The 24,964-nt window shown below is 72.2% G+C and carries 18 protein-coding genes and 3 pseudogenes; 16 read left to right on the top strand and 5 right to left on the bottom strand.

Annotation, left to right across the window (positions count from 1 at the left end):
* Window positions 1-384 precede the first annotated feature (384 nt).
* Window positions 385-825, bottom strand: a complete 441-nt coding sequence (locus AC0B61_RS17660; protein ID WP_471741582.1) for a nuclear transport factor 2 family protein — start codon at window positions 823-825, stop codon at window positions 385-387.
* Window positions 826-947: 122 nt separating this feature from the next.
* Between AC0B61_RS17660 and AC0B61_RS17655 the strand changes: the two genes are divergently transcribed.
* From AC0B61_RS17655 to AC0B61_RS17620, 8 genes and pseudogenes are all read left to right on the top strand, one after another.
* Window positions 948-1,520, top strand: coding sequence for a TetR/AcrR family transcriptional regulator (locus tag AC0B61_RS17655; protein ID WP_471741581.1), 573 nt, complete (start codon window positions 948-950; stop codon window positions 1,518-1,520).
* A 673-nt stretch (window positions 1,521-2,193) separates the two neighbouring features.
* A complete protein-coding gene (locus AC0B61_RS17650; protein WP_471741580.1) occupies window positions 2,194-3,225 on the top strand; it encodes a LacI family DNA-binding transcriptional regulator in 1,032 nt (343 codons plus the stop codon).
* 409 nt (window positions 3,226-3,634) lie between these two features.
* Window positions 3,635-5,332: a ribulokinase gene (locus tag AC0B61_RS17645; RefSeq protein ID WP_471741579.1), complete on the top strand. Its 1,698-nt coding sequence runs from the start codon at window positions 3,635-3,637 to the stop codon at window positions 5,330-5,332.
* Complete coding sequence (locus AC0B61_RS17640) at window positions 5,329-5,997, top strand: L-ribulose-5-phosphate 4-epimerase (protein WP_471741578.1); 669 nt, start codon at window positions 5,329-5,331, stop codon at window positions 5,995-5,997. Before AC0B61_RS17645 ends, AC0B61_RS17640 begins: the two co-directional genes overlap by 4 nt.
* Before the next feature lie 11 nt (window positions 5,998-6,008).
* Window positions 6,009-7,517 carry an L-arabinose isomerase gene (gene araA / locus AC0B61_RS17635; RefSeq protein WP_471741577.1) on the top strand — a complete coding sequence of 503 codons (1,509 nt, stop codon included), beginning with the start codon at window positions 6,009-6,011 and terminating at the stop codon, window positions 7,515-7,517.
* A gap of 114 nt (window positions 7,518-7,631) precedes the next feature.
* Complete coding sequence (locus AC0B61_RS17630) at window positions 7,632-8,720, top strand: aldose epimerase family protein (RefSeq protein ID WP_471741576.1); 1,089 nt, start codon at window positions 7,632-7,634, stop codon at window positions 8,718-8,720.
* Between the two features lie 232 nt (window positions 8,721-8,952).
* A pseudogene (locus AC0B61_RS17625) lies at window positions 8,953-9,438 on the top strand (DUF4158 domain-containing protein); the annotation flags it as partial.
* A gap of 652 nt (window positions 9,439-10,090) precedes the next feature.
* Window positions 10,091-10,959 (top strand): annotated as a pseudogene (locus AC0B61_RS17620) (Tn3 family transposase).
* Between the two features lie 232 nt (window positions 10,960-11,191).
* On the opposite strand, the gene AC0B61_RS17615 reads toward AC0B61_RS17620, so the two are convergent.
* Window positions 11,192-11,644, bottom strand: a complete 453-nt coding sequence (locus tag AC0B61_RS17615) for a winged helix-turn-helix transcriptional regulator (protein ID WP_471741749.1) — start codon at window positions 11,642-11,644, stop codon at window positions 11,192-11,194.
* Window positions 11,645-11,740: 96 nt separating this feature from the next.
* Between AC0B61_RS17615 and AC0B61_RS17610 the strand changes: the two genes are divergently transcribed.
* The 3 genes and pseudogenes from AC0B61_RS17610 (at window position 11,741) to yicI (ending at window position 15,805) form a co-directional block, all read left to right on the top strand.
* Window positions 11,741-13,027, top strand: coding sequence for an MFS transporter (locus AC0B61_RS17610; protein WP_471741575.1), 1,287 nt, complete (start codon window positions 11,741-11,743; stop codon window positions 13,025-13,027).
* A 167-nt stretch (window positions 13,028-13,194) separates the two neighbouring features.
* Window positions 13,195-13,665: pseudogene (locus AC0B61_RS17605) on the top strand (DNA-binding domain-containing protein); the annotation flags it as partial.
* A gap of 82 nt (window positions 13,666-13,747) precedes the next feature.
* Window positions 13,748-15,805 (top strand): alpha-xylosidase, encoded by a 2,058-nt coding sequence (yicI, locus tag AC0B61_RS17600; protein WP_471741574.1) that lies wholly within the window; start codon window positions 13,748-13,750, stop codon window positions 15,803-15,805.
* A 371-nt stretch (window positions 15,806-16,176) separates the two neighbouring features.
* Here the strand turns inward: yicI and xylA are convergent, their stop codons facing one another.
* Window positions 16,177-17,349 (bottom strand): xylose isomerase, encoded by a 1,173-nt coding sequence (gene xylA / locus AC0B61_RS17595; protein WP_471741573.1) that lies wholly within the window; start codon window positions 17,347-17,349, stop codon window positions 16,177-16,179.
* Between the two features lie 95 nt (window positions 17,350-17,444).
* Here xylA and xylB point away from each other — a divergent pair, with 95 nt between their 5' ends.
* On the top strand, window positions 17,445-18,884 hold the full coding sequence (gene xylB, locus AC0B61_RS17590; protein ID WP_471741572.1) for a xylulokinase: 1,440 nt from the start codon (window positions 17,445-17,447) through the stop codon (window positions 18,882-18,884).
* Window positions 18,885-18,971: 87 nt separating this feature from the next.
* On the top strand, window positions 18,972-20,315 hold the full coding sequence (locus AC0B61_RS17585; protein ID WP_471741571.1) for an ROK family protein: 1,344 nt from the start codon (window positions 18,972-18,974) through the stop codon (window positions 20,313-20,315).
* 21 nt (window positions 20,316-20,336) lie between these two features.
* Here the strand turns inward: AC0B61_RS17585 and AC0B61_RS17580 are convergent, their stop codons facing one another.
* The gene (locus AC0B61_RS17580; RefSeq protein ID WP_471741570.1) at window positions 20,337-20,516 is read right to left on the bottom strand and encodes a hypothetical protein; all 180 of its coding nucleotides are present in this window, start codon (window positions 20,514-20,516) and stop codon (window positions 20,337-20,339) included.
* A 161-nt stretch (window positions 20,517-20,677) separates the two neighbouring features.
* A complete protein-coding gene (locus tag AC0B61_RS17575; RefSeq protein ID WP_471741569.1) occupies window positions 20,678-21,682 on the bottom strand; it encodes a LacI family DNA-binding transcriptional regulator in 1,005 nt (334 codons plus the stop codon).
* 186 nt (window positions 21,683-21,868) lie between these two features.
* Here AC0B61_RS17575 and AC0B61_RS17570 point away from each other — a divergent pair, with 186 nt between their 5' ends.
* From AC0B61_RS17570 to AC0B61_RS17560, 3 genes are read left to right on the top strand one after another with little or no spacing between them, the layout of a single operon-like run.
* The gene (locus AC0B61_RS17570) at window positions 21,869-23,161 is read left to right on the top strand and encodes an ABC transporter substrate-binding protein (protein ID WP_471741568.1); all 1,293 of its coding nucleotides are present in this window, start codon (window positions 21,869-21,871) and stop codon (window positions 23,159-23,161) included.
* Window positions 23,158-24,078 (top strand): carbohydrate ABC transporter permease, encoded by a 921-nt coding sequence (locus AC0B61_RS17565; protein ID WP_471741567.1) that lies wholly within the window; start codon window positions 23,158-23,160, stop codon window positions 24,076-24,078. The genes AC0B61_RS17570 and AC0B61_RS17565 overlap by 4 nt, the downstream gene beginning before the upstream one ends.
* A 45-nt stretch (window positions 24,079-24,123) precedes the next feature.
* The gene (locus tag AC0B61_RS17560; protein WP_471741566.1) at window positions 24,124-24,942 is read left to right on the top strand and encodes a carbohydrate ABC transporter permease; all 819 of its coding nucleotides are present in this window, start codon (window positions 24,124-24,126) and stop codon (window positions 24,940-24,942) included.
* Window positions 24,943-24,964: the final 22 nt, after the last annotated feature.

Genomic DNA, 24,964 nt, shown 5'->3' with positions numbered 1-24,964 from the left:
ATGAGTGTTAACGCTCACATCAGCGGAGTCAAGAGCTGCCGGAGCATCGTTGGATCCCCGAAACCTAGCGGCCGCCCCGCGGGGTGGCCGCTGCCGCGGGGGAGCCGTTGCCGGCATCGGGCGGTTGGTCTACGTTCGACTCCCGCTCACCAGGGAGTGAGTGGTTCCGTCGCCCTGTGCTGGTAGGTCGGCCCCCGAGCGCGTCCACCTCCCGCGATCTGCGACCCCCGTGCCCGACGCGCGGGTGGCGGGCGGTCAACGGCTTCGGCTTCGGCGGCGACAACGCCACGGTGGTGCTGCGCCGCGACCGACGAGGAGTCCGGAGGCCGCCGGCGGCACCCGGGGCGGCGGCGTCGGCCGCGCCGGGTGCCCCCGCGTCGGGTGCTACTTGCCGTCGAGGGCTGCCACGAGCTGCGGCAGGCCGCCGCCGGCCACGGCGAGGGCCAGGTGGTCGTGGTAGTCCCGGCTGTGCACGATCAGGCCGTCGCGGACCCGCAGCACCTGGATGTTCGCGGCCTCGAAGGTCCGCCCGGTGCCCCGGTGGCGCACCTGGTAGTCGAATTCGGCGACGACCACCTCGGGGTCGTCGGTCTCCCGGACCACCACGTTCCGCGGCCGCAGCTCCAGCGGCGAGTGCGCGCCGACCTGCTCGAACCGCTCGGCGAGGACGGCCCGTCCCTCGAAACGGCGCGGGCCGACGGGCTGGAACACCGTCTCCACCACGGCGTCCTCGGCGTAGAGCCGGGCCAGTTCCGAGAACCGCCCCTCGCTGATGCCCGTCAGCAGTGCGTGGAAGACCTCGCGCGGCGACAGCGTTTCGGACATGATCAACCCCCGGGATCGCGCCGCTGGAACCGGACCAGCGACTCCGGTTCAACGATACGGACTGACCACTCCGGTTGTCCATGGCTTGCGTCCGCCATTGCCGCGGACGGGAGGGAGAAGGGATGGACGGGGCTTCGGAACGGCCGCTGCGCGCGGACGCCGCCCGCAACCGGGCGAGGCTGCTCGACGTCGCCACCGAGGTGTTCGCCGTGCGCGGCGTGGGTGTGCCGACGGAGGAGATCGCCCGCGCCGCCGGCGTCGGCGTCGGCACCCTCTTCCGGCACTTCCCCACCAAGGAGGCGCTGCTGGAGGCGGTCATGGTCCGCAGGCTGGAGACGATCGCCGCCCGCACGGCAGAGCTGGCCGCCGGAGCCGAACCCGCCCGGGCGTTCTTCGACGGCTTCCGCCTGATCGTCGAACAGTCGGCGGGCAAGCAGGAGTTCACGCGTGCCCTCGCCGAGGCCGGCGTGGACGTGCACGCCTCCCTGCGCCGCTCCACCGAACTGATGCGGAGCCGGCTCTCCGCACTGCTCGCCGCCGCGCAACGGGCCGGAGCCGTCCGCCCCGAACTGGGCCTGCCCGAGCTGATCGCCCTGCTCGTGGGCGTCGGGGCGGCGACCGACCAGCTCACGGCCGACCCGCAGGCCAGGGAGCGGATCTTCGACGTCGTCTTCGCGGGGCTGCGGCCGCACTGAGCGGCCGAACCCCACTGAGCGCCCGAACTCCACTTAGCCCCCGAACTCCACTGAGCCTCCCGGGACTTCCGCGGAACCGGACGCAGTCCGGGGGCCACCGCGGCGCCATCCGCGAGGTGCGCGGTGACCGCCGTCCACCGGCGCGGAGCCTCCTCGGCCAGGGTCACATGGGCGTGAGGCGGGGGCCGATGCCGCTGGGCGGCGACAACCAGAAGTGGACCCTCGGCTGATCTCCCGGCCGGGCCCCGGCTCCGCACCCGAGCGGCGCCGGGGCCCGGCCACGACCGGCCACGGTCCGCCGACTGCCCACCATTCGGGTCCGCCGACTGCCGCCGTGCAGGGCGGTCCGCCGACCGCCGCCGTCCGGGGCCCGATCGCCTGGGCGGCGCGCTCCGGCTGCGGCACGCGGTGACCCGATGCCGGGGCGCCGGGGGTGTGGCCCGGACGTGGAGTGGAAAGGCGTGGGGGTGCCGCGGTCACGCCGGTGCTCGTGCCGCCCGCCCCGGCCCTCGTGTGTCGCCCGGGTGAAGACCCGTGAGCGTCAGCTGGCCGCGACGGCCACCTCCGACCGGCCCGGGCGCTGGTAAGAAGGGAACGCCCGTTGAACCGAGAGTGACGGATTCGGCCCGGACCCGGTCGCGTACTGTGGTCCCAGCCTAGGAGGGGACGACGCGTGGGAACAGAGAGTGCCGGGACGGAACAGCGCCAGCCGGTGATGGCGGACGTGGCCAAACTGGCCGGGGTGTCCCATCAGACGGTGTCCCGGGTGCTCAACGGAGCCCCGCACGTCCGGCCGGACACCCGGGACCGGGTGCTGGCCGCCATACGAGAGCTGGACTACCGGCCGAACTCCGCCGCCCGCGCGCTGGTCACCCGCCGCTCGCAGACCCTCGGCGTGGTCAGCTTCGACTCCACGCTCTACGGACCGGCCTCGATGCTGGACGGCATCGAGCGGGCGGCGCGCAGCGCCGGGTACTTCGTGAGCGTGACCAGTCTGCGCTCCCTGGACGGCCGCTCGGTGCAGGAGGCCGTCGACCGGCTGCGCGACCAGGGGGTGGAGGGCGTCGTGGTGATCGCGCCGCAGACGTCCGCCGTCAGCGCGGTCGCCCGGCTGTCCAGCTCGGTGCCGCTCGTCGCGGTCGGTTCGGGCAACCAGACCCGGGTGCCCATGGTGTCGGTCGGCAACCGCTTCGGCGCCGGAGAGGCCACCGGGCACCTGCTCGACCTGGGCCACCGCACCGTGCACCACCTGGCGGGGCCGGCCAACTGGCTGGAGAGCCAGGACCGCGAGGAGGGGTGGCGCCTCACGCTGCAGGCGGCCGGAGCTCCGGTGCCGGAGGTGGAGCGCGGCGACTGGAGTGCCCGCTCGGGCTACCAGGCGGGGCTGCGGATCGCCCAACTGCCCGACGTCACCGCCGTCTTCTGCGCCAACGACCACATGGCCCTCGGTCTGCTGCGCGCCCTGCACGAGGCCCGTCGGTCGGTCCCGGAGGAGATCAGCGTGGTCGGGTTCGACGACATCCCCGAGGCCGCCTACTTCACCCCGCCGCTGACCACCGTGCGGCAGGACTTCGGCGAGCTCGGCAGACGGGCCCTGGAGCTGCTCGTCGGGGAGCTGGAGGGGGCCTCGGTCTCCCGGACCCATGTGCGGATCTCCCCGGAGCTGGTGCTGCGCCGCAGTGTGGGCCCCGCCGCCCGGCGTTGAACCGGCGGCAGGTCGGCTCGGGCCGGCAGCGGGTCTTCCTGAGCCGACGGCAGGCCTAGTCGGGCCGACGGCGGGTCCGCGTGGGCCGACGGCAGGCCTGCTCGGACCACTGATGGAGCCGCCGTCGCCCCGGTCATCCGGCCTCGCGCACACGGACCAGGCAACCTCCCTTGACACGGTGATTGTTAGCGCTAACAATTCCCGTGAGCGTTAACAGACGCCCTTCCACTCCACCGGCCAGGCGCCGACATCCCCGCTTCTGCGCGCCCGGCCGGTGGCCCATCGTTCCGCCCTTCTGAGGGAGAGGTCGCGGAACGGAGCCTGTCGCCGGTGCGCTCCCCCCTGCCCCGGTCGTGGATCGCGCCGGCGACAGGTGAGAACGCCGGTCTCCCGTACGAAGGATGAGGACGTGACCGCAATTCCTGCCGCCCCTGCCCTGGAGAGATACGCCGTCGGGATCGACTTCGGCACCCTCTCCGGCCGCGCCGTGGTGGTCCGTGTACGGGACGGTGAGGAGGTCGGCACCGCCGTCCACCACTACCCGCACGCCGTCATCGAGCGCGAGCTGCCCGGCACCGGTCGGCTGCTCCCGCCCGACTGGGCGCTGCAGCACCCCGCGGACTGGCGCGAGGTGCTGCGCACCGCCGTCCCCGCCGCGCTCGCCGCCGCCGGCGTCGACCCCGCCCAAGTGATCGGCATCGCCACCGACTTCACCGCCTGCACCGTCCTGCCGGTGCTCGCCGACGGCACCCCGCTCGCCGAGACGGCCGAGTGGGCGCCGCGCCCGCACGCCTGGCCCAAGCTCTGGAAGCACCACGCCGCCCAGGGCCAGGCCGACCGGATCAACGCCCTGGCCCACGCCCGCGGCGAGAAGTGGATCCACCGCTACGGCGGGAAGATCTCCGCCGAGTGGCAGTACGCCAAGGCCCTCCAGGTGCTGGAGGAGGACCCGGCCGTCTACGCGGCCTGCGAGCGGTGGATCGAGGCCGCCGACTGGATCGTCTGGCAGCTCACCGGCGCCGAGAGCCGCAACACCTGCACCGCCGGCTACAAGGGCATCCACCAGGACGGCAGCTACCCGAGCGAGGACTACCTCGCCGCCCTGCACCCGGACTTCGCGGACTTCGCCCGCACCCGCCTCGAGCACCCGCTCTCCGCGCTCGGCTCCCGGGTCGGCTCGCTGACCGCCGAGGCCGCCGCCTGGACCGGCCTGCCCGAGGGCATCGCGGTCGCCGCCGGCAACGTCGACGCGCACGTCGCCGCCCCCGCCGCCGGGGCCGTCGACAACGGCCGACTCCTCGCCATCATGGGCACCTCCACCTGCCACGTCGTCAACGGCGCGACGCTCGCCGACGTCCCCGGCATCTGCGGCGTGGTCGAGGACGGCATCGTCACCGGCTCCTACGGCTACGAGGCCGGCCAGAGCGCGGTGGGCGACATCTTCGCCTGGTGGCTGCGCCAGGGCGTGCCCGCCGAGTACCTGGCCGAGGCCGAGGCGAACGGCGAGGACCTGCACCAGCTGCTCACCCGGAAGATCGCCGACCAGCCGGTCGGCGGCCACGGCCTGGTGGCGCTCGACTGGATGAACGGCAACCGCTCCACGCTGGTCGACCACCACCTGTCCGGTGTGATCGTCGGCCTCACCCTGGCCACGCGGCCCGAGGAGGTCTACCGGGCCCTGCTGGAGGCCACCGCCTTCGGCACCCGCGTCATCGTCGAAGCCCTGGAGCAGGGCGGCGTCCCCGTCACCGAGTTCATCGTCACCGGCGGCCTCAAGAAGAACGCCCTGCTGATGCGGATCTACGCCGACGTGCTGCGCCGCCCGGTCTCGGTCGCCGAGTCCGAGCAGGGCCCGGCGCTCGGCTCCGCGATCCACGCCGCCGTCGCCGCCGGCGCGTACCCGGACGTACGGACCGCGGCCGCCGCCATGGGCCGGGTGCACCGGGGCGCGTACCAGCCGGACCCGGCCGCCGCCGACGCCTACGACCGGCTCTTCGCCGAGTACCGCGCCCTGCACGACCACTTCGGCCTCGGCGCCGACAAGCTCCTGCACCGCCTGCGCGACCTCCGCAACGCCGCCCTCACCACCCGGAGCGAGGCCCTGTGAACGCGACCATCGACGCCGTCCGCCGCCAGGTCAGCGACCTCCACCAGGAACTGGTCCGCTACCAGCTGGTCGTCTGGACCGCCGGCAACGTCTCCGCCCGCGTGCCCGGCGAGGACCTGCTCGTCATCAAGCCCAGCGGCGTCTCCTACGACGAGCTGACGCCGCAGAACATGATCGTCTGCGACCTGGACGGCAACGTCGTCGAAGGCGACCACTCGCCGTCCTCCGACACCGCCGCGCACGCCTACGTCTACCGGCACCTGCCCGAGGTCGGCGGGGTGGTCCACACCCACTCCACCTTCGCCTGCGCCTGGGCGGCCCGCGGCGAGGCCGTCCCGTGCGTCCTCACCGCGATGGCCGACGAGTTCGGCGCCGAGATCCCGATCGGCCCGTTCGCCCTGATCGGCGACGACTCGATCGGCCGCGGCATCGTGGACACCCTCAAGGGCCACCGCTCGCCCGCCGTCCTGATGCAGAACCACGGCGTCTTCACCATCGGCAAGGACGCCAAGGCCGCCGTGAAGGCCGCCGTGATGTGCGAGGACGTGGCCCGCACCGTCCACCTCTCCCGCCAGCTCGGCGAGCCGCTGCCCATCCCGCAGGCCGACATCGACAGTCTCAACTTCCGCTACCAGAACGTCTACGGCCAGCCCCAGGCCCGTTGAGGAGACACCCCATGAAGAAGCCGTTGCCGGGCCGCCAGGTCTGGTTCCTGACGGGCAGTCAGGGCCTCTACGGCGAGGACACGCTGCGCCAGGTCGCCGAGCAGTCCCAGCGGATCGCCGAAGCCCTGGACGGCGACGCCGCCGTGCCCGTCGAGATCGCCTGGAAGCCGGTCCTCACGGACGCCGCCGCGATCCGCCGGATCTGCCTGGAGGCCAACTCCGCCGACGACTGCATCGGCCTGATCGCGTGGATGCACACCTTCTCCCCGGCGAAGATGTGGATCGCCGGACTGGACGCCCTGCAGAAGCCGCTGCTCCACCTGCACACCCAGGCCAATGTCGAACTGCCCTGGCACTCCATCGACATGGACTTCATGAACCTGAACCAGGCCGCCCACGGCGACCGCGAGTTCGGCTACATCCAGTCCCGCCTCGGCGTGCCGCGCAAGACCGTCGCCGGACACGTCACCGACCCGGCCGTCTCGGCCCGGATCGCCACCTGGGCCCGCGCCGCCGCCGGCCGGGCCGAACTCCGCAGCCTCAAGCTCGCCCGGTTCGGCGACAACATGCGCGACGTCGCCGTCACCGAGGGCGACAAGGTCGAGGCCCAGCGCCGCTTCGGGGTCTCCGTCAACACCTACGGCGTCAACGACCTCGTCGCCGCCGTGGACGCCTCGACCGACGCCGACGTCACCGAACTGGTCAAGGAGTACGAGGACGGCTACCGCCTCGCCCCCGAGCTGCGGGCCGGCGGGGAACGCCACGAGTCGCTGCGGTACGCGGCGCGGATCGAGCTCGGCCTGCGCGGCTTCCTGGAGCAGGGCGGCTTCCAGGCCTTCACCACCAACTTCGAGGACCTCGGCGGACTGCGCCAGCTGCCCGGCCTCGCCGTGCAGCGGCTGATGGCCGACGGCTACGGCTTCGGCGGGGAGGGCGACTGGAAGACCTCCACCCTGCTGCGCACCCTCAAGGTGGCCGCCACCGGACTGCCCGGCGGCACCTCCTTCATGGAGGACTACACCTACCACCTCGAGTTCGGCCGCGAGCTGATCCTCGGCGCGCACATGCTGGAGGTCTGCCCGACCATCGCGGCGGCCACCCCCTCCTGCGAGATCCACCCGCTCTCCATCGGCGGGCGCGAGGACCCGGTCCGCCTGGTCTTCGACGCCGAGCCCGGCCCGGCGGTGGTGGTCGGCCTCGCCGACCTGGGCGACCGCTTCCGGCTGGTCGCCAACGAGGTCGACGTCGTCGAGGCGCCGGCACCGCTGCCCCACCTGCCCGTCGCCCGCGCCGTCTGGAAGCCGCGGCCGGACCTGCACACCTCCACCGAGGCCTGGCTGACGGCCGGCGGGCCGCACCACACCGTGCTGTCCGGGGCGCTCGGCGCCGAGGAGCTCGAGGACCTCGCCGAGATGATCGGCGTCGAACTCCTGGTGATCGACGACGACACGAACATCCGCCGGTTCACCAAGGAGCTGCGCTGGAACCAGGCCTACCACCGCCTGGCGCAGGGGTTCTGACCGCGCACGGCCCGCAGGGCCGAGCAACGGCGACGCCCGCCCGGGCGGGCGTCGCCGTCCCCCCGTAGTCTCCCCGGCGTCCCCCCGCAGTCCCGCAAGGAACGGAGTAACCCCGTGCCGAGAGACGCACTCGTGTCGAAGGGCGAGCTGACGGTGGCCCAGGAGGTCGCCGCGACGCTGCCGGACGGACAGGCCGTCACCCGCTGGATCATCGGCCTCCCGGAGGGCGTCACCGCGGAGGTGCTCAGCCTCGGCGCCCGCCTCCAGGCCCTGTACGCCCCCGACCGGGACGGGCGGCGGGAGAACGTCGTGCTCGGCTGCGACGGCGGCGAGGACCTGCTCGGTGAAGGGGCCTACCTCGGCGCGACGGTCGGCCGCTACGCCAACCGGATCGCCGGCGGCTCCCTGCCCGTCGACGGTACGACGCACCGGCTGCGGACCCAGGCGACCGGCCACACCCTGCACGGCGGACCGGACGGCTTCGCCACCCGGCTCTGGGACGGCGTGCCCGTCCGGGAGGGCCGGCGGGCCGGCGTGCGCCTGCGGCTGCACAGCCCCGACGGCGACCAGGGGTTCCCGGGAGCGTTCACGGCCGAGGTCACCTACCTGCTCGACCCCGCCGGCCGGCTCTGGATCGGCTACCGGGCGACCGCGGACGCCCCGACGGTCGTCAACCTCACCAACCACGCGTACTTCAACTTGGCGGGCGAGGGCAGCGGCACGGTCCTCGACCACCTGCTCCAGGTGGAAGCCGCCGGGTACCTGCCGGTGGACGGCGATCTGATCCCGCTCGGCCCGGTCGAGCCCGTCGCCGGCACTCCCTTCGACCTGCGCGAGCCGGCGGTGATCGGCGAGCGCGTCACCGCCGAGGACCGGCAGATCCGCCTGGCCGGCGCGGGCTTCGACCACAACTGGGTGCTCGCCGGGAACGGCTTCCGCCGGGCCGCCGTGCTGAGCCACCCCGCGAGCGGCCGCCGCCTCGAATGCCTGACGACGGAACCGGGGATCCAGGTCTACACCGGGAACCACTTCGACGGCTCACTGACCGGCCGCTCCGGCCGTCCGTACCGGGCCCACGCGGGCATCGCGCTGGAGACGCAGCACTTCCCGGACTCGCCCAACCGCCCCGAGTACCCCTCCACCGTCCTGCGCCCGGGGGAGGAGTTCCGCTCGACGACGGTCTACTGCTTCTCGGCCGAGTAGCGACTGCGGGTCGAGTGGTGAACGGGGGGCGGGCCGGACGGGGCCCCGCCGCCCCCTTCGGCATTCAGCGGGCGACGAGGACCCGTACGTCCCAGGCCCCCAGGGAGACCGGCTCACCGGCGGCCACCGGGGTGCCGTCCAGTACCGGTAAGAACGCTGTCACCAGCCGCAAACAGCGATGATCTTGGGAGGGCGTCACCCGTGTGGGTGAGTCCGGGGCCGTACGGCTGCGATGGGGGAAGCTCTGCGGGGACGATCGGCGATCGTGGCCCGTACTCCGTTGGACCTGGATGAACTCTTCGAGCACTGGACGCTGTTGAAGGACGAGCAAGTGCTCGTGTCCGGCAAGCGCGGTGCGACGCGACTGGGCTTCTCCGTGCTGCTGAAGTTCTATACGCAGTACGGCCGGTTTCCCCGGAACCGGACAGAGCTGCCCGGTGAGGCCGTGGAGTTCGTCGCCCGTCAGGTGCAGGTTCCTGCCTCGGAGCTGGAGTCCTACGACGGGACGGGCCGCACGGTCGAGTACCACCGCGCGCAGATCCGGGAGCACCTCGGCTTCCGTGAGTGCAGCGTCGCGGACGCGGAGAAGCTGACGACGTATCTGGCCGAGCACGTCGCGCACAAGGAACGCAGGCCCGAGCAGGTCCGGGTGGAACTGTTGGCCCGCTGTCGCGAGGAGAGGATCGAGCCGCCCACGCCGGGCCGGTGCGATCGGATCGTGGCGGCTGCCCTGCGGGCGGCCGAGGAGTCGCTGACGGCCCTGATCTCCTCCCGGCTGGCCGTGGAGAGCATCGAGCGGATCGTGGCTCTGGTGGCCGGCGCCGACCAGGACGACGCCGGACCCGAGGGCGGTGGTACGGAGGGCGAGGACGCGCCGCCGGTGCTGGCGAAGGTCAAGGAAGCGCCGGGCAACGTGAGCCTGGAGACGATGCTCACCGAAATCGACAAGCTTCTGGCGGTGCGGGCGATCGGTCTGCCACGGGATCTGTTCGTCGACGTCGCGCCGAAGGTCGTGACGGGCTGGCGGGCGCGGGCCGCGGTGGAATCGCCTTCCCACCTGCGGACGCACCCGGTCCCGCTGCGGGTGGCCTTGCTGGCCGCCTTGCTGCACGAGCGGGAACGGGAAATCACCGACACGCTGGTAGAGCTGCTGATCTCCACGGTGCACCGGATCGGGGCGCGGGCGGAGAAGAAGGTCACCGAGCAGCTGGTCAACGCGTTCAAGAAGGTATCGGGCAAGGAGAATATCCTCTTCAAGCTTGCCGAGGCGTCGCTCGGCACTCCGGAGGGGACGGTCCGCCAGGTCGTGTTCCCGGCGGTGTCCGGGGGCGAGGCGACGCTGCGGGAGCTGGTGCACGAGTTTCAAGGCCGTGGCGTCCGGCGGCCACGGCCACACCGAGGACGAACTGCGCTACGCACGCCGCCGCTACTTGTCGGCGGAGGCAGCCCGCGCCATCGCCATCCAGATCGCGAACGCCACCTTCGCCGCCCGCAGCACCGAGCTGTGGGGCCAGGGCTCGACAGCAGTCGCCTCCGACTCCACCCACGTGCGCGCCTACGACCAGAACCTCTTCACCGAGTGGCACTCGCGCTACGGCGGCCGGGGCGTGCTCATCTACTGGCACGTGGAGAAGAAGTCCCTGGCCATCCACTCCCAGCTGATCAACTGCACCGCCTCCGAGGTCGCCGCGATGATCAAGTACGCCACCGCGATCCGGACCCGCACCGCGTCCACCGAGGCGATCCTGCGCCGCTTCACCCGCAACGCCTCCCACCCCACCTATGCAGCGATGCTGGAAGTCGGCCGTGCCCAGAAGACCATCTTCGTAGCCCGCTACCTGCGGCTTCGGGACCTCCAGCGGGAGATCGAGGAGGGCCTGAACGTCATGGAGTCCTCCAGCGGCGCAAACTCCGTGATCGCCTCGGCAAGGGCGGCGAGATCGCCTCAAACCGGCGCGACGAGCAGGAGATGTTCGTACTGTGCCTGCGCATCCTGCAATCAGCCCTGGTCTACGTGAACACCCTCATGCTCCAGGACATCCTCGGCGAACCCGAGTGGGCCGACCTCCTCACGCCCGCCGACCGGCGCGGCCTGACCCCGCTGTTCTGGTCCCACGTGCGTCCGTACGGGGAGGTCAACCTCGACATGGCCGCCCGCCTCAAACTCGCAGCGGCTGCGATGCCCAGCCCCCGCACCGCAGGCGATGCGGCACCGACTGGGGAGCGAAGGGAGGCGTGAGCCGCAGTCTTTCCGGGCGGTGAGCACCGGCCCGAACCCGAGCCAGCGCGGGGCCAATCGGACGAGACGACTGGCCGTGACCTCGGACGCCTTCTGCGGAAAACGGCGCAACCCTTCGCGCCGTTCCTCCAGTCGGATTGGAGGAGTCGGAGCAACGGGGCTGCCAAGGTCCCTCACCCGGCCTCGGAATCATCGGCAGAGCGGTGAGTCGACACCGTCTCTCCGGCTCAGATCACTGGGTGGAGACCTTGTGGACGGTGGTGTCGTCGGGGTTCAGCAGTCGCCCGTCCGCCGACCGGACTTCCAGTGTGCGAAGGGGATGTCCCTGCCGGCTGTCGACCATCTGCGAGTGCGGTTCGCCGGGGGCGAAGGAATTCTGCTCACCCCACTGCCGCAGCGCCACGATGACGGGGAAGAGGGCTTTGCCCTTCGGGGTCAGTACGTATTCGCTGTAGGCGCTGCCGTCAGAAGCGGGGACGGATTCGAGGACACCGCCGGCGACCAGGGCGCGCAGGCGCGCGGTGAGGATGTTCTTCGCCACGCCGAGGCTGCGCTGGAACTCCCCGAAGCGACGGCTCCCGTCGAAGGCATCTCGCACGATCAGGAGAGACCACCAGTCGCCGATCGCGTCCACTGACCGCGCGACGGGACAGTCGCTGTCGTCGAAGCGCGTCCTTGCCACCATGCCGTCCTCCACTCTCGCACTAGTTGCAAGATGCTACCAAAAAAGCTACGGTCCCTATTGGTGGCAAGATGAAACCAAGTGTGGGAGGGGTGCTGAATGCTCAGTGACTGTGAGGCTGCGACACCACGGGTCGCGGCCCGAAGCGGCGGAGGTTCCGGGTTCGTCCTGTCCCGCGGCGTCGTCATACTGTTCGCCGTCGCCTGTGGAACCGCGGTGGCCAACGTCTACTTCGCCCAGCCGCTCCTGGTGACTGTGGGCCACGACCTCGCTATGAGCCCGGCACTTGTCGGCAGCGTCGTCACCCTCACGCATGTCGGATACGGGCTGGGGCTCTTCTTCCTCGTGCCGCTGGGCGACATGGCCGACCGCAGACGGCTCATCGTGGCCCAGCTGCTTCTCCTGGTGGTGGCGCTGGCAGCGGTCGCCACCGCCCACACCGCAGCGATCCTGCTCGCGGGCATGGCCGCGATGGGGCTTCTCGCGGTAGTCACGCAGACACTGGTGGCCTTCGCGGCGTCACTGGCCCCTCCCGCCCGGCGCGGACGCGTCGTCGGCCTGGTGACCAGCGGCGTGGTCGTCGGGATTTTGCTCGCCCGCACCGCATCCGGCCTCTTGGCCGACCTCGCGGGCTGGCGTTCCGTCTACCTCGCTTCAGCGGCGCTCACCGCTCTGCTCGCTCTGGTCCTGCACCGAGTGCTGCCGCGCCACAACGATGTCCCGCCGACATCCCTGCGTTACGGACAGCTCCTGCGCTCCACGATCACCCTGTTCGCGCGGGAACGGCTTCTGCGGCTCCGGGCCCTACTCGGCCTGCTGATCTTCGCAGCCTTCAGCACCCTGTGGAGCAGCATCGCGCTGCCGCTCAGCGAGCCGCCGTTTTTCCTTTCCCACACCGCGATCGGGGCATTGGGGCTGGTCGGAGCCGTAGGCGCCCTAGCCGCGACCATGGCGGGCCGCCTGAACGACCGCGGACTCTCCCAACGGACCACCGGCACTGCCCTGGCGCTGCTCGCTGGCTCGTGGCTGCCCTTGGCCTTCACCCGCAGCTCGCTCTGGGCCCTGGTCGTCGGCGTGATCCTCCTCGATCTCGCCGTGCAGGCGGTCCATGTCACCAATCAGACCCTGATCTATGCGCTGCACCCGGACGCGGGCAGCCGGTTGATCGGCGGATACATGGTCTTCTACTCGATCGGCAGCGCCACCGGTGCCATCGCCGCGACCTCCCTTTACACGGCGGCCGGCTGGGGCGCCGTATGTGCACTCGGCGCCGCAATCAGCTGCCTCGCGTTTGTGCTCTGGGCGCTCACGCGACACAGCATCCCGGACATCACCAAGGCCACCGACCGAGGTCATTCCGTGGCTGTTGATGTACCGACCGATTGATGCGCAAGATCGGTAAGCGGCGGTGCTGTCAGTTTCCGAAGTCGCGTGCACGGGTGAGCTGGTGATTCGCTGTCGAGTGCAGGGAACTGCGAACGCGCCGGACGGGCCGAACTCGCCTGCGTTACGGTCGAGTTGTCCGTAGTCGTGTGCGTGACGGAGGCTTCCGGATGGCAGAGGAACCGGTGGCCGAGCGCGGGGTGCTGACCGCGCCGACCCAGACATGGGAGACCGCGGTGCGGCAGGCCGAGGTGATCGGGCCGCTCGCGGCGAAGGACACAGTGGGGCTGGCCGATGCGGATGAGGCCGCCGAGCGGCTTCGAGTCTCCCGGCGCCAGGTGTATGTCCTGCTTGGACGGTGGCGCGCCGGTGAGGGAATGGTGTCGGACCTGCTGCCTGGCCGTTCCAGCGGAGGCCGCAGCGGCGGGCGCCTGTCAGGTGAGGTCGAGATGATCGTCCAGGAAGTGCTACGCAACCGGTACTTGACGCGGCAGCGCCGCTCGGTGGCGGCGGTCTACAAGGAGATCACACGCCAATGCCGGGCTCGCGGCCTGCGGACTCCTTCGCGGGGGTCGGTACAGCGGCGGATCGAGCGGCTTGACCCGGTGGCTTTGGTCTCGGAACGCGAAGGAAGAGACGCGGTTCGTCCTCTCCGGTCGGCCGGGGGTGTGCCGCCGGCGGTCACCGGCCTGCTGGAGCAGGTTCAGGTCGACCGCCGGCTCGGTGCGGCGCGGACCGGAGTTCGCGCTGCCCGGCGCCGAACCGGGCGCCGGGAAAGTGCGCCGCGACGGGCCCGTGGCCGAGCTCTCCAGCGGCGAGCTCACCCTGCGGGTGGACACCGCCGGCCCTTGGCGGATGGAGTTCAGGGCCGGCGGCCGGGTCCTGACCTCCGTGGGCGAACGCGGCACCGGCTTCGTCACCGACGCCGACGGCGGGCACCACATGCTCGGCCGGCTCTCCCTGGGCGTCGGCGAACTGGTCTACGGCCTGGGCGAGCGGTTCACCCCGTTCGTCCGCAACGGCCAGGTGGTCGACATCTGGCAGGCCGACGGCGGCACCAGCAGCGAACTGGCGTACAAGAACGTCCCGTTCCACCTGACCAACCGGGGCTACGGCGTCTTCGTCAACCACCCCGGCAAGGTCAGCTACGAGATCGGCTCCGAATCGGTCGGCCAGGTGCAGTTCAGCGTCGAGGACCAGTCGCTGGAGTTCTTCGTCGTCCACGGCCCCACCCCCAAGCGGATCCTGGAGCGCTACACCGCACTCACCGGCCGCCCGGCCCTGCCCCCGGCCTGGGCCCTGGGCCTGTGGCTGACCACCTCCTTCACCACCGACTACGACGAGGCCACCGTCAACCACTTCGTCGGCGGCATGGCCGAACGCGGCATCCCGCTCAGCGTCTTCCACCTCGACTGCTTCTGGATGCGCGAGTACCAGTGGTGCGACTTCGCCTGGGACTCCGGCACCTTCCCCGACCCGGCCGGCATGCTCGCCCGGCTCAAGCAGCAGGGTCTGCGCATCTCCGCCTGGATCAACCCCTACATCGCCCAGAAGTCGGAGCTGTTCGCCGAAGGCATGCGCGGGGGCCACCTGGTGCGCCGCCCGGACGGCAGCGTCTGGCAGTGGGACCTGTGGCAGCCCGGCATGGCCCTGGTGGACTTCACCAACCCCGCCGCCCGCACCTGGTACACCGACAAGCTGCGCACTCTGCTGGACGTCGGCGTGGACTGCTTCAAGACCGACTTCGGCGAGCGCATCCCCACCGACGTGGTCTGGCACGACGGCTCCGACCCGGAGCGGATGCACAACTACTACACCCACCTCTACAACCAGGCCGTCTTCGAACTGCTCCTCGACAAGCGCGGAGAAGGCGAGGCGCTGCTCTTCGCCCGGTCCGCCACCGCGGGTGGCCAGCAGTACCCGGTGCACTGGGGCGGCGACTGCGAATCCCACTTCAACGCCATGGCGGAGTCGCTGCGCGGCGGCCTCTCCCTCGGCCTGTCCGGCTTCGGCTTCTGGAGCCACGACATCGGCGGCTTCGAGGGCACGCCGACCCCCGCCGTCTTCAAACGCTGGACCCAGTTCGGGCTGCTCTCCTCGCACAGCCGGCTGCACGGCAGCAAGTCGTACCGGGTGCCGTGGGACTTCGGCGAGGAGGCCGTCGAGGTCACCCGCGAGTTCACCCTGCTCAAGCACCGCCTCGCGCCCTACCTGCAGAACGCCGCGCAGCAGGCACACGCCACCGGCGTCCCGGTGATGCGCGCGATGGTGCTGGAGTTCCCCGACGACCCGGCCGCCGCCACGCTCGACCGGCAGTACCTGCTCGGCGACGACCTGCTCGTCGCCCCGGTCTTCACCGACGACGGCACGGTCGAGTACTACGTGCCCGAGGGGGATTGGACCAACATCCTGACCGGCGACCAGGTCACCGGACCGCGCTGGGTCCGGGAACAGCACGGCTTCCACACCCTGCCGCTGCTCGCCCGCCCGGACTCCGTCATCCCGCTCGGGGCGGACGACCAGCGCCCGGTCTCCGCCTGGGCGGACGGCGTCGAACTGCGCGTCCACGCCTTCGCCGACGGCGCCGAGCGCACCGTCGTGATCCCCCGCAGCGACGGCCCCGGCGAGACCGCCCGCTTCCACCTGCGCCGCACGGGCGACCGCCTCCGGGTGACCACCGACAGCCCGCACCCGTGGCAACTGCGCACCGGCGGCCCGGACGGCGCCCTGCACGTCAGCCCGGCCGGCACCGCCGAGGCCGAGCTGCCCTACCCGGCCTGAGGCCGGCCCCCGGACGCGAGGTCCCGCGCGCCCCCGCATGGGCGCGCGGGGCCTCGCTCCGGCCTGCCCGACGGCGGCGTCCCGGCACCCGAACTTCCCCATGCCGACGAGGAGTCCCTCGTCCTCGTCGCCGGTCACGCCCGCGCGGCTACGGCGAGAGGACCACCTCGTCAGTTTCGGCTTCCGCGCGTGTGATCAGGCTTCGCGCACGGTCACGAACCTTCCGCCGGTTCCCAGGTAGTCCCGATGTCACTTGCTCGAGCGGGCTCCACAACTGGGCCCGCTGCTCCGTCCGATCGGAGCAGCGGGTTGCGTGAGCATCGAGAGCCGGGCCGTGCGAGCGCACGGCCCGGCTCGGTCACGAACTCCGGTCAGCGGGCGCCGAGGAGGTGCTCCAGCGCCAGCTGGTCCAGGTGCTCGAAGGCCATGCCGCGCTGGGCGGCAGTGTCGAGGGCGAACTCCTCGAACGCGGAGCGGTCGGCGAGCAGGCCGGCCAGGCCGTCTTCCGCTGTGGGGAGGGCGAGTTCGGGCAGGCGGGAGGCGGTGAGTGCGGCCTGGACCTCCGGGTCGGACCGGAAGGCGCGGGAACGCTCGGCCAGCAGCAGGTAGTTGCGCATGCAGCCGGCCGCCGAGGCCCAGACGCCGTCGAAGTCCTCGGTGCGCGGCGGCTTGAAGTCGAAGTGCCGGGGGCCGTCGTAGCCGGCCGACTCCAGGAGGTCGACCAGCCAGAAGGCCTGGCGCAGGTCACCGGCGCCGAAGCGCAGGTCCTGGTCGTACTTGATGCCGGACTGGCCGTTGAGGTCGATGTGGAACAGCTTGCCGTGCCACAGGGCCTGGGCGATGCCGTGCGGGAAGTTCAGCCCGGCCATCTGCTCGTGGCCGACCTCCGGGTTGACGCCGACCCGCTCGGGCCGCTCCAACTCGTTGATGAACGCCAGGGCGTGGCCGACGGTGGGCAGCAGGATGTCGCCGCGCGGCTCGTTCGGCTTGGGCTCGATGGCGAACCGCAGGTCGTAGCCCTGCTGCTCGACGTACTCGCCGAGCAGGTCGAAGGCCTCCTTCAACCGGTCCAGGGCGGTGCGCACGTCCTTGGCCGCGCCGGACTCCGCGCCCTCGCGCCCGCCCCAGGCGACGTAGACGGAGGCGCCGAGTTCGGCGGCCAGGTCGATGTTGCGGATCGTCTTGCGCAGCGCGTAGCGCCGTACGTCGCGGTCGTTGGCGGTGAACGCGCCGTCCTTGAAGACGGGGTGGGTGAAGAGGTTGGTGGTCGCCATCGGGACCTTCAGCCCGGCGGCGTCCAGCGCGGCGCGGAAGCGCTTGACGGTCTCCTCGCGGGTGGCGTCGCCCGCGCCGAAGGGGATCAGGTCGTCGTCGTGGAAGGTGACGCCGTAGGCGCCGAGTCCGGCCAGTCGCTGCACGGTCTCGACCGGGTCGAGGGCGGGCCGGGTGGCGTCGCCGAAGGGGTCGCGCCCCTGCCAGCCGACGGTCCACAGGCCGAAGGTGAACTTGTGGGCGGGGGTGGGGGCGAGCGCGTCGCTGGGCATGGAGCGGCTCCCGATCAGTGCCGAGGGGTGTTTGTCAGGGCTCTCAACAAATTAGTATGCCGGGACGTCAGAAGGAACCCCCACCGGAGGAACGCATGGCTGAGCAGCGTGTCGTGATCGGCGTCGACAGTTCGACGCAGTCCACCAAGGCCCTCGCCGTCGACATCGACACGGGCACGGTCCTGGGCGAGGGCCGCGCCGCGCACACCGTCAGCGAGGGAGCCGGCCGGGAGAGCGACCCCGAGCAGTGGTGGGCAGCCCTCGAAGAGGCCGCCGCCCGGACGGGCTGGGCGCAGCGCGCGGCCGCCGTCTCGGTCGCCGGCCAGCAGCACGGCCTGGTCACCCTCGACGCGGCCGGAGCGCCGGTGCGCCCGGCACTGCTCTGGAACGACGTCCGATCGGCCCCCCAAGCCGCCGAGTTGCGGGCCGCGGTCGGCCCGGCGGAGATCGTCCGCCGCACCGGCAGCCTGCCGACCGCCGCCTTCACCGCCGCCAAGTGGGCCTGGCTGCGCGCCCACGAGCCCGCCGCCGTCGACCGCGTCGTGGGCGTCCGCCTCCCGCACGACTTCCTGACCGAGCGGCTGACCGGGGAGGCGGTGACCGACCGCGGTGACGCGTCGGGAACGGGCTGGTGGGGGCCGGACGGCTACGACAAGGACCTCCTCGGCCGGATCGGCCTCGACCTGGCACTGCTGCCGCAGGTCCTCGCACCGGGCGCGCGGGCCGGCACCGTCCGCGCGGGCACGGCGCTGCGCGAGGGCGCCCTGGTGGCCACCGGCACCGGCGACAACATGGCGGCGGCTCTCGGACTCGGCCTGCGGCCCGGGCAGCCCGTGCTGAGCCTCGGCACCTCCGGAACCGTCTACGCCGTCGGTCGGACGAGGCCGGTGGACCCGAGCGGCACCGTCGCGGGCTTCGCCGACGCCCTCGGCGGCTGGCTGCCGCTCGCCTGCACGCTGAACTGCACCCTCGCCGTCGACCGCTTCGCCGCCCTCCTCGGACGCGGGCGCGACGAGGTCGAGGACGGCGGCTCCGTGGTCGTGCTGCCCTACCTGGACGGCGAGCGCACGCCGGACCTCCCGGATGCCTCCGGGCTGGTCCACGGGCTCCGCCACGACACCACCCCGGGCCAGCTCCTCCAGGCCGCCTACGACGGCGCCGCCCACGCCCTGCTCACCGCGCTGGACGACGTACTGCGCGAGGGGGGCGAGGGCGGCGAGGGCGTCCCCGGCGACGAGCCGCTGCTGCTGATCGGCGGCGGCGCCTGCGGCCGCGCCTGGCAGCGGACGGTCCTGCGGCTCTCCGGCCGGGCGGTCCGGATCCCCGACGCGCAGGAGCTGGTCGCGCTCGGCGCCGCCGCCCAGGCCGCCGCACTGCTCACCGGTGAGCCGGCCGACGCCGTGGCGCGGCGTTGGCGGACCGCCGAGGGCCCGTTGCTGGAGCCGGTGGGGCGGGACGAGGACGCCCTCGAACGGATCGGCGATACCCTGCGTCGGGCCGGGGCCTTGCAGGGAGCCCCGGCCGAAGACCGGTAGGAGGGGCGGCGCGTGACAGTGGTCGGCAAGGCGAGGGGCGTTCAGGGGAGGGGCGTTCAGGGGAGCGGGCCCGCGTCGCAACAGGACATGCGCCGGCGGAACCTCTCGGTGGTCCTCGGCGCGGTCGCCGCGCACGGCCGGCGCTCCGACGCGCTGTCGGGCCCGCCGTCCGAAGCTCCGTCCCTACCGCAGCCCAACCAGCCGTCCTACCAGCCGTCCGAGCCGTCCGAGCCGTCCGAGCCGTCCGACCCGTCCGACGCGTCCGACGCGTCCGCCCGCCCGCTGTCCCGCGCGGACGTCGCCGGACGCGTCGGCCTGACCAGGGCGGCCGTCTCCTCACTGGTCGACGAGCTGATCGCGCGCGGCGCGCTGACCGAGGCCGAGACCGCGTCCGGCGGCCGGGTCGGCCGCCCCGGCCGCGCCCTGGCGGTGAGCGACGAGGGCCCGGCGGGCCTCGGCCTGGAGATCGGCGTCACGCACCTCGGCGCGTGCGTCGCGGACCTGCGCGGCGTGCCCCGGGTGTGGCGCCGGGTGGAACGGGCCAACGCGGACCGGCCGGCCGGGCAGGTGCTGGCGGAGGTCGCCGCCCTGGCTGCCGAGGCCGAGGCGGAGGCCGCCGGGCTCGGGCTGAGCATCGCGGGCCGGGTCCTGGCCGTCCCCGGGGTGGTGCCCAACGGGCCGGGCGGACGGGTCGAGCGCGCGCCCAACCTGGGCTGGCACGCCGTCCGCCTCGCCGACCACTGGCCCGACCCGGACTCGGTGCCCGAACCGGAGAACGAGGCCAACCTCGGGGCGCTGGCCGAGTACTGGAACGCCGAGCAGGCGGTGGAGACCTTCGTGCACGTCTCCGCCGGGGCCGGGATAGGCGCCGCCCTGGTCATCGACGGGCAGCTGTTCCGGGGCGCCCGCGGCTTCGCGGGCGAACTCGGCCACGTTCCCGTCCACCCGGACGGCCTGGTCTGCGCCTGCGGCGCGCGCGGCTGCCTGGAGCAGTACGCGGGCCAGGCGGCCGTGCTGCGCGAGGCCGGTCTCGGGCCGGGCGGCCCCGCGCGGGCCGGAGCCGCCGGGCCGGCCGACCCCGTGGCCCGGCCGGCCGACCCCGTCGCCCTGCTGGCCGGGCGGGCCGGCGCCGGGCACCGGCCGACCCTGGACGCGCTGGACCGCGCGGGGCGCGCCCTGGGCCTCGCCCTCGCGTCCGCCGTGGACCTCATCGACCCGGACGGCCTCGTCCTCGGCGGCACCTACGCCGAACTCGCCGAGTGGCTGCTTCCGGCGGTGCGCGCCGAACTGGCCGTCCGGGTCACCGTCCGGCCCTGGTCCCCGGAGGCGCTGCGCCCGTCCGCCCTGGGGCGGCGCGGTCCCGTGCTGGGCGCGGCGCAGACGACCATCCGCCGGATCATGGCGGATCCCACCCTGCTTCCGGCGGGGTGAGCGGGGGCCGGTGACGTCCGGTCAGTCGTGCTCGACCACGACCATCGCGTGCCCGTCCGCAACGGTGACCCGGACGTGGACGTACGCGCCGTCGTGCTCCCAGTCGAGTTCCTGCCCCGCCGGCTGCAGCCGCACCGAGCGCGGCGCGGTGGCGAGCCGGACGGCGACGGGCACGTCGACCAGCGGGAACGGGCCGTGCACCAGGTCCAGCTCCGGGGTCTCCAGGAAGGAGTTCGAGCTCCAGGCTGGTCACACGTCTGCGGAGACGGAGCGGCCCGAAACGCTTCGAAAGTTTCGGGCCGTCCGCCGATTCTCTGAGGGACGGTAGGGCCGGTCCGCCGGTCCGCCGGTCCGCCGCTCCGTCAACCGGTCCGGGGCGGGGCGGTGCTGCTGCGCTCGACCAGGCTGGTGGCCAGGTCCACCCGCAGGGTGCCGGGCTGCGCCCCGCGGGCCAGGTCGATCACCAGACGGGTGGCGGTCTCGGCCATCTCGGTCAGCGGCTGGCGCACGGTGGTCAGCGGCGGCCCGACCCAGCGGGCCAGCGGCAGGTCGTCGAAGCCGACCACGCTGAGGTCCTCGGGGATGCGCAGGCCCAGTTCGCGGGCGGCCTCGTACAGGCCGAGCGCCTGCAGGTCGTTCCCGGCGAACACGGCGGTCGGCCGGTCCGGCAGGGTCAGCAGTTCCAGGCCGAGCCGGCGGCCGGACTCGTGGTGGAAGTCGCCCGCCCGGACCAGCTCCGGGTCGTACGGGAGGCCCGCGATGTCGAGCGCCGCCCGGTAGCCGTCGGTCCGGGCCCGGCTGCACATCATCCGGGCGGGGCCGCCGATCAGGCCGATCCGGCGGTGGCCGAGGTCGAGCAGGTGCCGGGTGGCGGCCAGGCCGCCGTCCCAGTTGGTGGTGCCGACCGCGGGCACGTCCTGGCCGGGGTCGCCGGCCGGGTCCATCACCACGAACGGGATGCCCCGGCCGGCCAGTTGCTCGCGCTGGGAGCGGTCCAGGTCGGACAGGACCAGCACCACGCCGGTCGGGCGGCGGGCGAGCACGCCGTCCACCCAGGACTGGCCGGGGCTGAGCCGCCCGGCGGACTCGGAGAGCACGATGCTCAGGCCCTCCCCGCGCACCGCGTTCTCGACGCCGCGGATCACCTCCACCGCCCAGGCGCTCTCCAGCTCGTGGAAGACGAGCTCCAGCAGCGGGCTGGCCTGGCGGCCGCCTCGCCGCCGGTAGCCGTGCCGGTGCAGCAGTTCCTCCACCCGTTCCCGGGTGGCGGGCGCGACATCGGCGCGCCCGTTCAGGACTTTCGAAACTGTCGGCGCGGAGACGCCGGCCTCCTGCGCGATCTCGGCGAGCGTTGCCGCTCTGGTCACGGGTTCCTCCTGCACTGCCCCTGCTGGGCGGACTCCGTCATGGGTGACCGTACGGCACGGATGCTAGCTCGCCGACGGGCCGGAACCGATCCCGCCGGAACCCTTGACGGGAGGCTGGGACGGTCCTAGGTTTCCCACAACATTCGGTAATTTGCTCGAAACTTTCGATATCGAGGGTGGCAGGGTATGCGATTGAGATTCGCCGCGATCACCGCGGCCAGCGCGCTCCTCCTGGGCACGACCGCCGCCTGCGGATCCGGCGACACGTCCTCCGACGCCGGTTCCGGGACGCTCCACGTGCTGGTCTACGGTGACGCCGCCAACAAGGTCGAGAAGCAGCTCGTCGAGACCTTCAACAAGACCTCCAAGGTCAAGGCGGTGCTCGACACCGTCCCCGGCGCGGACTACCAGCAGAAGCTGCAGACCGTGATCAACACCCCGCGGGCCCCGGACGTCTTCTTCAACTGGGGCGGCGGCTCCATCCAGCCGTTCGTCAAGGCCGACCTGCTGCTTCCGCTGGACGACTTCATCGCCAAGGACCCGGGCCTGAAGGACAACTTCCTGCCCTCGGTGTTCAACTCGGCGGTGGTGGACGGCAAACCGTACGGCGTGCCGATGCGCGGCACCCAGCCGGTGCTGCTGTTCCACAACAAGAAGGTGCTCGCGGACGCCGGCCTCACCCCGCCGAAGACCTGGGACGACCTGCTCGCCGCCACCAGGGCGTTGAAGGCCAAGGGCCTCACCCCGATCGCGCTCGGCGGCGGCGACCAGTGGCCCACCCTGATGTGGTTCGAGTACCTGTACGACCGGATCGCCGGCCCCGGTCTGTTCCAGCGGGCGCTGGGCGGTGACCGCGAGGCCTGGGCGAGCGAGGACAGCCGCAAGGCGCTGGCCGCCCTCAAACAGCTGGTCGACGCCGGGGCGTTCGGGACCAACGCCGACTCCGTGAAGTTCACCGACGGCGGCTCCCCGGCCCTGGTCGCCAAGGGCAGGGCCGCCTTCGAGCTGATGGGCTCCTGGTACTACTCCACCCAGCAGGACGCCAACCCCGACTTCGCCGCGTCCGGCCTCGGCTACACCGGCTTCCCGGCCCTGAGCGGCGGCAAGGGCGACGCGGCCGCCGTGGTCGGCAACACCAACAACTTCTACTCGGTGCTGAAGAAGACCAAGCACCAGGAGGCCGCCGCGGCATTCCTCAAGCTGATGTACTCCGACGAGTTCGTGAAGGCCCAGCTCGCCATCGGGAACCTGCCGACCACCACCAGCACCGCCGACTTCCTCGACCTCTCGGCCAGTCCCGCGTACTCCAAGGCCCAGTACGAACTGGTCAAGGCCGCGCCCTCGTTCCAGCTCTCCTGGGACCAGGCCTACCCGCCGAGCGCCATGACCCCGATGCACACCGCCGTCCAGCAGTTCTTCGGCGGCAGGATCGACGCCGACGGCTTCATCAAGGCCATGCAGGCCTTGCCGACCTCATGACGCGCGGTTCGCGGCCCGGAACACGGCCCGGTTCGCGGCCCGGTACGGGGGTGACCCGCCCGGGCTTCGTCTGGGCGGCGCCCGCGGCGGTGTTCTTCACACTGTTCGCGGTCCTGCCGCTGCTGCTGGTCGTCGTGCTCTCCTTCACCAGCTGGGACGGCATCGGCGAGCCGCGCTTCAACGGCCTCGCCAACTGGACCGCCCTGATCCACGACCCGGTGATGGTCCAGTCCGTCTGGACCACCCTGCTGCTCACCGTGCTCGGCGTGGCGACCCAGACACCGATCAGCATCCTGCTCGGCGTCTGGGCCGCCGGGCAGCAGCGCAACCGGGCCGTGCTCTCGGCGATCTACTTCGTGCCGCTGCTGCTCTCGGCGACCGCCGTCTCGGTGGTGTGGCGGGCCGTCCTCGACCCCAACTTCGGCGTCCCGGCCCAACTCACCTGGCTGTTCGGCGACGGCAACCTGCTCGGCAGCAGGAGCGGCGCGATCGGGGTGCTGACCTTCGTCGGCGTGTGGCAGTTCACCCCGCTGCACGCGCTGATCTACCAGGGCGGCGCCCGGGCCATCCCGCCGGTGCTCTACCAGGCGGCCGCCGTCGACGGGGCGGGCACCGTCCGCCAGTTCTTCCACATCACCCTGCCGCAGCTGCGCAACACCGTCATCACCTCGGTGATCCTGATGGTGGTCGGCGGCCTGACCACCTTCGACACGGTGCTGATCCTCACCCAGGGCGGCCCCGGCACGGACACCACCGTCACCGCCTACTACATGTACCAGAAGGCCTTCAAGGGCTTCGACTTCGGCACCGGATCGGCCATCGCGCTGGTCCTGGTGGTGGTCGCCACCCTGATCTCGCTCGCGGTGGTCCGGATCTCCGGCTACGACCGGATGCGCGGCACGGCGGAGGGCCTGTGACGAGAACGACGGAGGGCCCGTGACGAGAGAGACGGAGGGCCCGTGATGCGCCGGCGCCCCAACCACCTGGCCGGGATCGGCTCCCTGCTGTGGCTGCTGCTGGTCGGCCTGCCGCTGTACGTGCTGCTGATCGCCACCTTCCGCACCCGCTCTGACTACTCCACCGGGGGCCCGCTGACGCTGCCCGCCCAGTGGACCCTGCAGAACTACCTGACCGACTTCTCCAACGGCTTCGGCCGGGACTTCCTCAACACCCTGACCGTCACCGTCGGCGTGGTCGCCATCGTGCTGCTGGTCGTCCCCCCGCTCGCCTACGCCATCGTGCGCGCCCGCGGCCGGGCCACCGGCTGGGTGTTCCGGCTGTTCCTGCTGGGCCTGGCGATCCCCGCCCAGGCGGTGATCGTGCCGATGTTCTACGTCATCAGCAAGACCGGCCTGTACGACCACCTGATCGGCGTCATCCTCCCGACCGCCGCCTTCTGCCTGCCGGTCTGCACCCTCGTCCTGACCGGCGCCATGCGCGACATCAGCCCCGAGCTGTACGAGGCGATGGCGGTCGACGGCGCCTCCCCGGCACGGGTGTTCCGCCGGCTCGTACTGCCGCTGTCCAAGGGCGGCCTGTCCTCGATCGTGGTCTTCGCCGCCCTCCAGGCCTGGAACGGATTCCTCTTCCCGTTGATCCTCACCCAGTCCGACTCCGCCAAGGTCATCACCCTCGGCCTGTACGAGTTCCAGACCGAACACGGCGTGGACGTGCCCGGACTGCTCAGTGCCGTGGTGCTTTCCATGCTCCCCGTCTTCGTCGTCTACCTGTTCGCTCGCCGGGCCCTGGTCCAGGGCCTGATGGGAGTGGGAGGAAAGTGAACCACCGTCAGAATCACGCGAC

The sequence above is a fragment of the Kitasatospora sp. NPDC023385 genome, from assembly GCF_055664045.1.
Note: the sequence above shows the minus strand (reverse complement) of the source record. Positions and strands in the feature narration are given on the sequence as shown.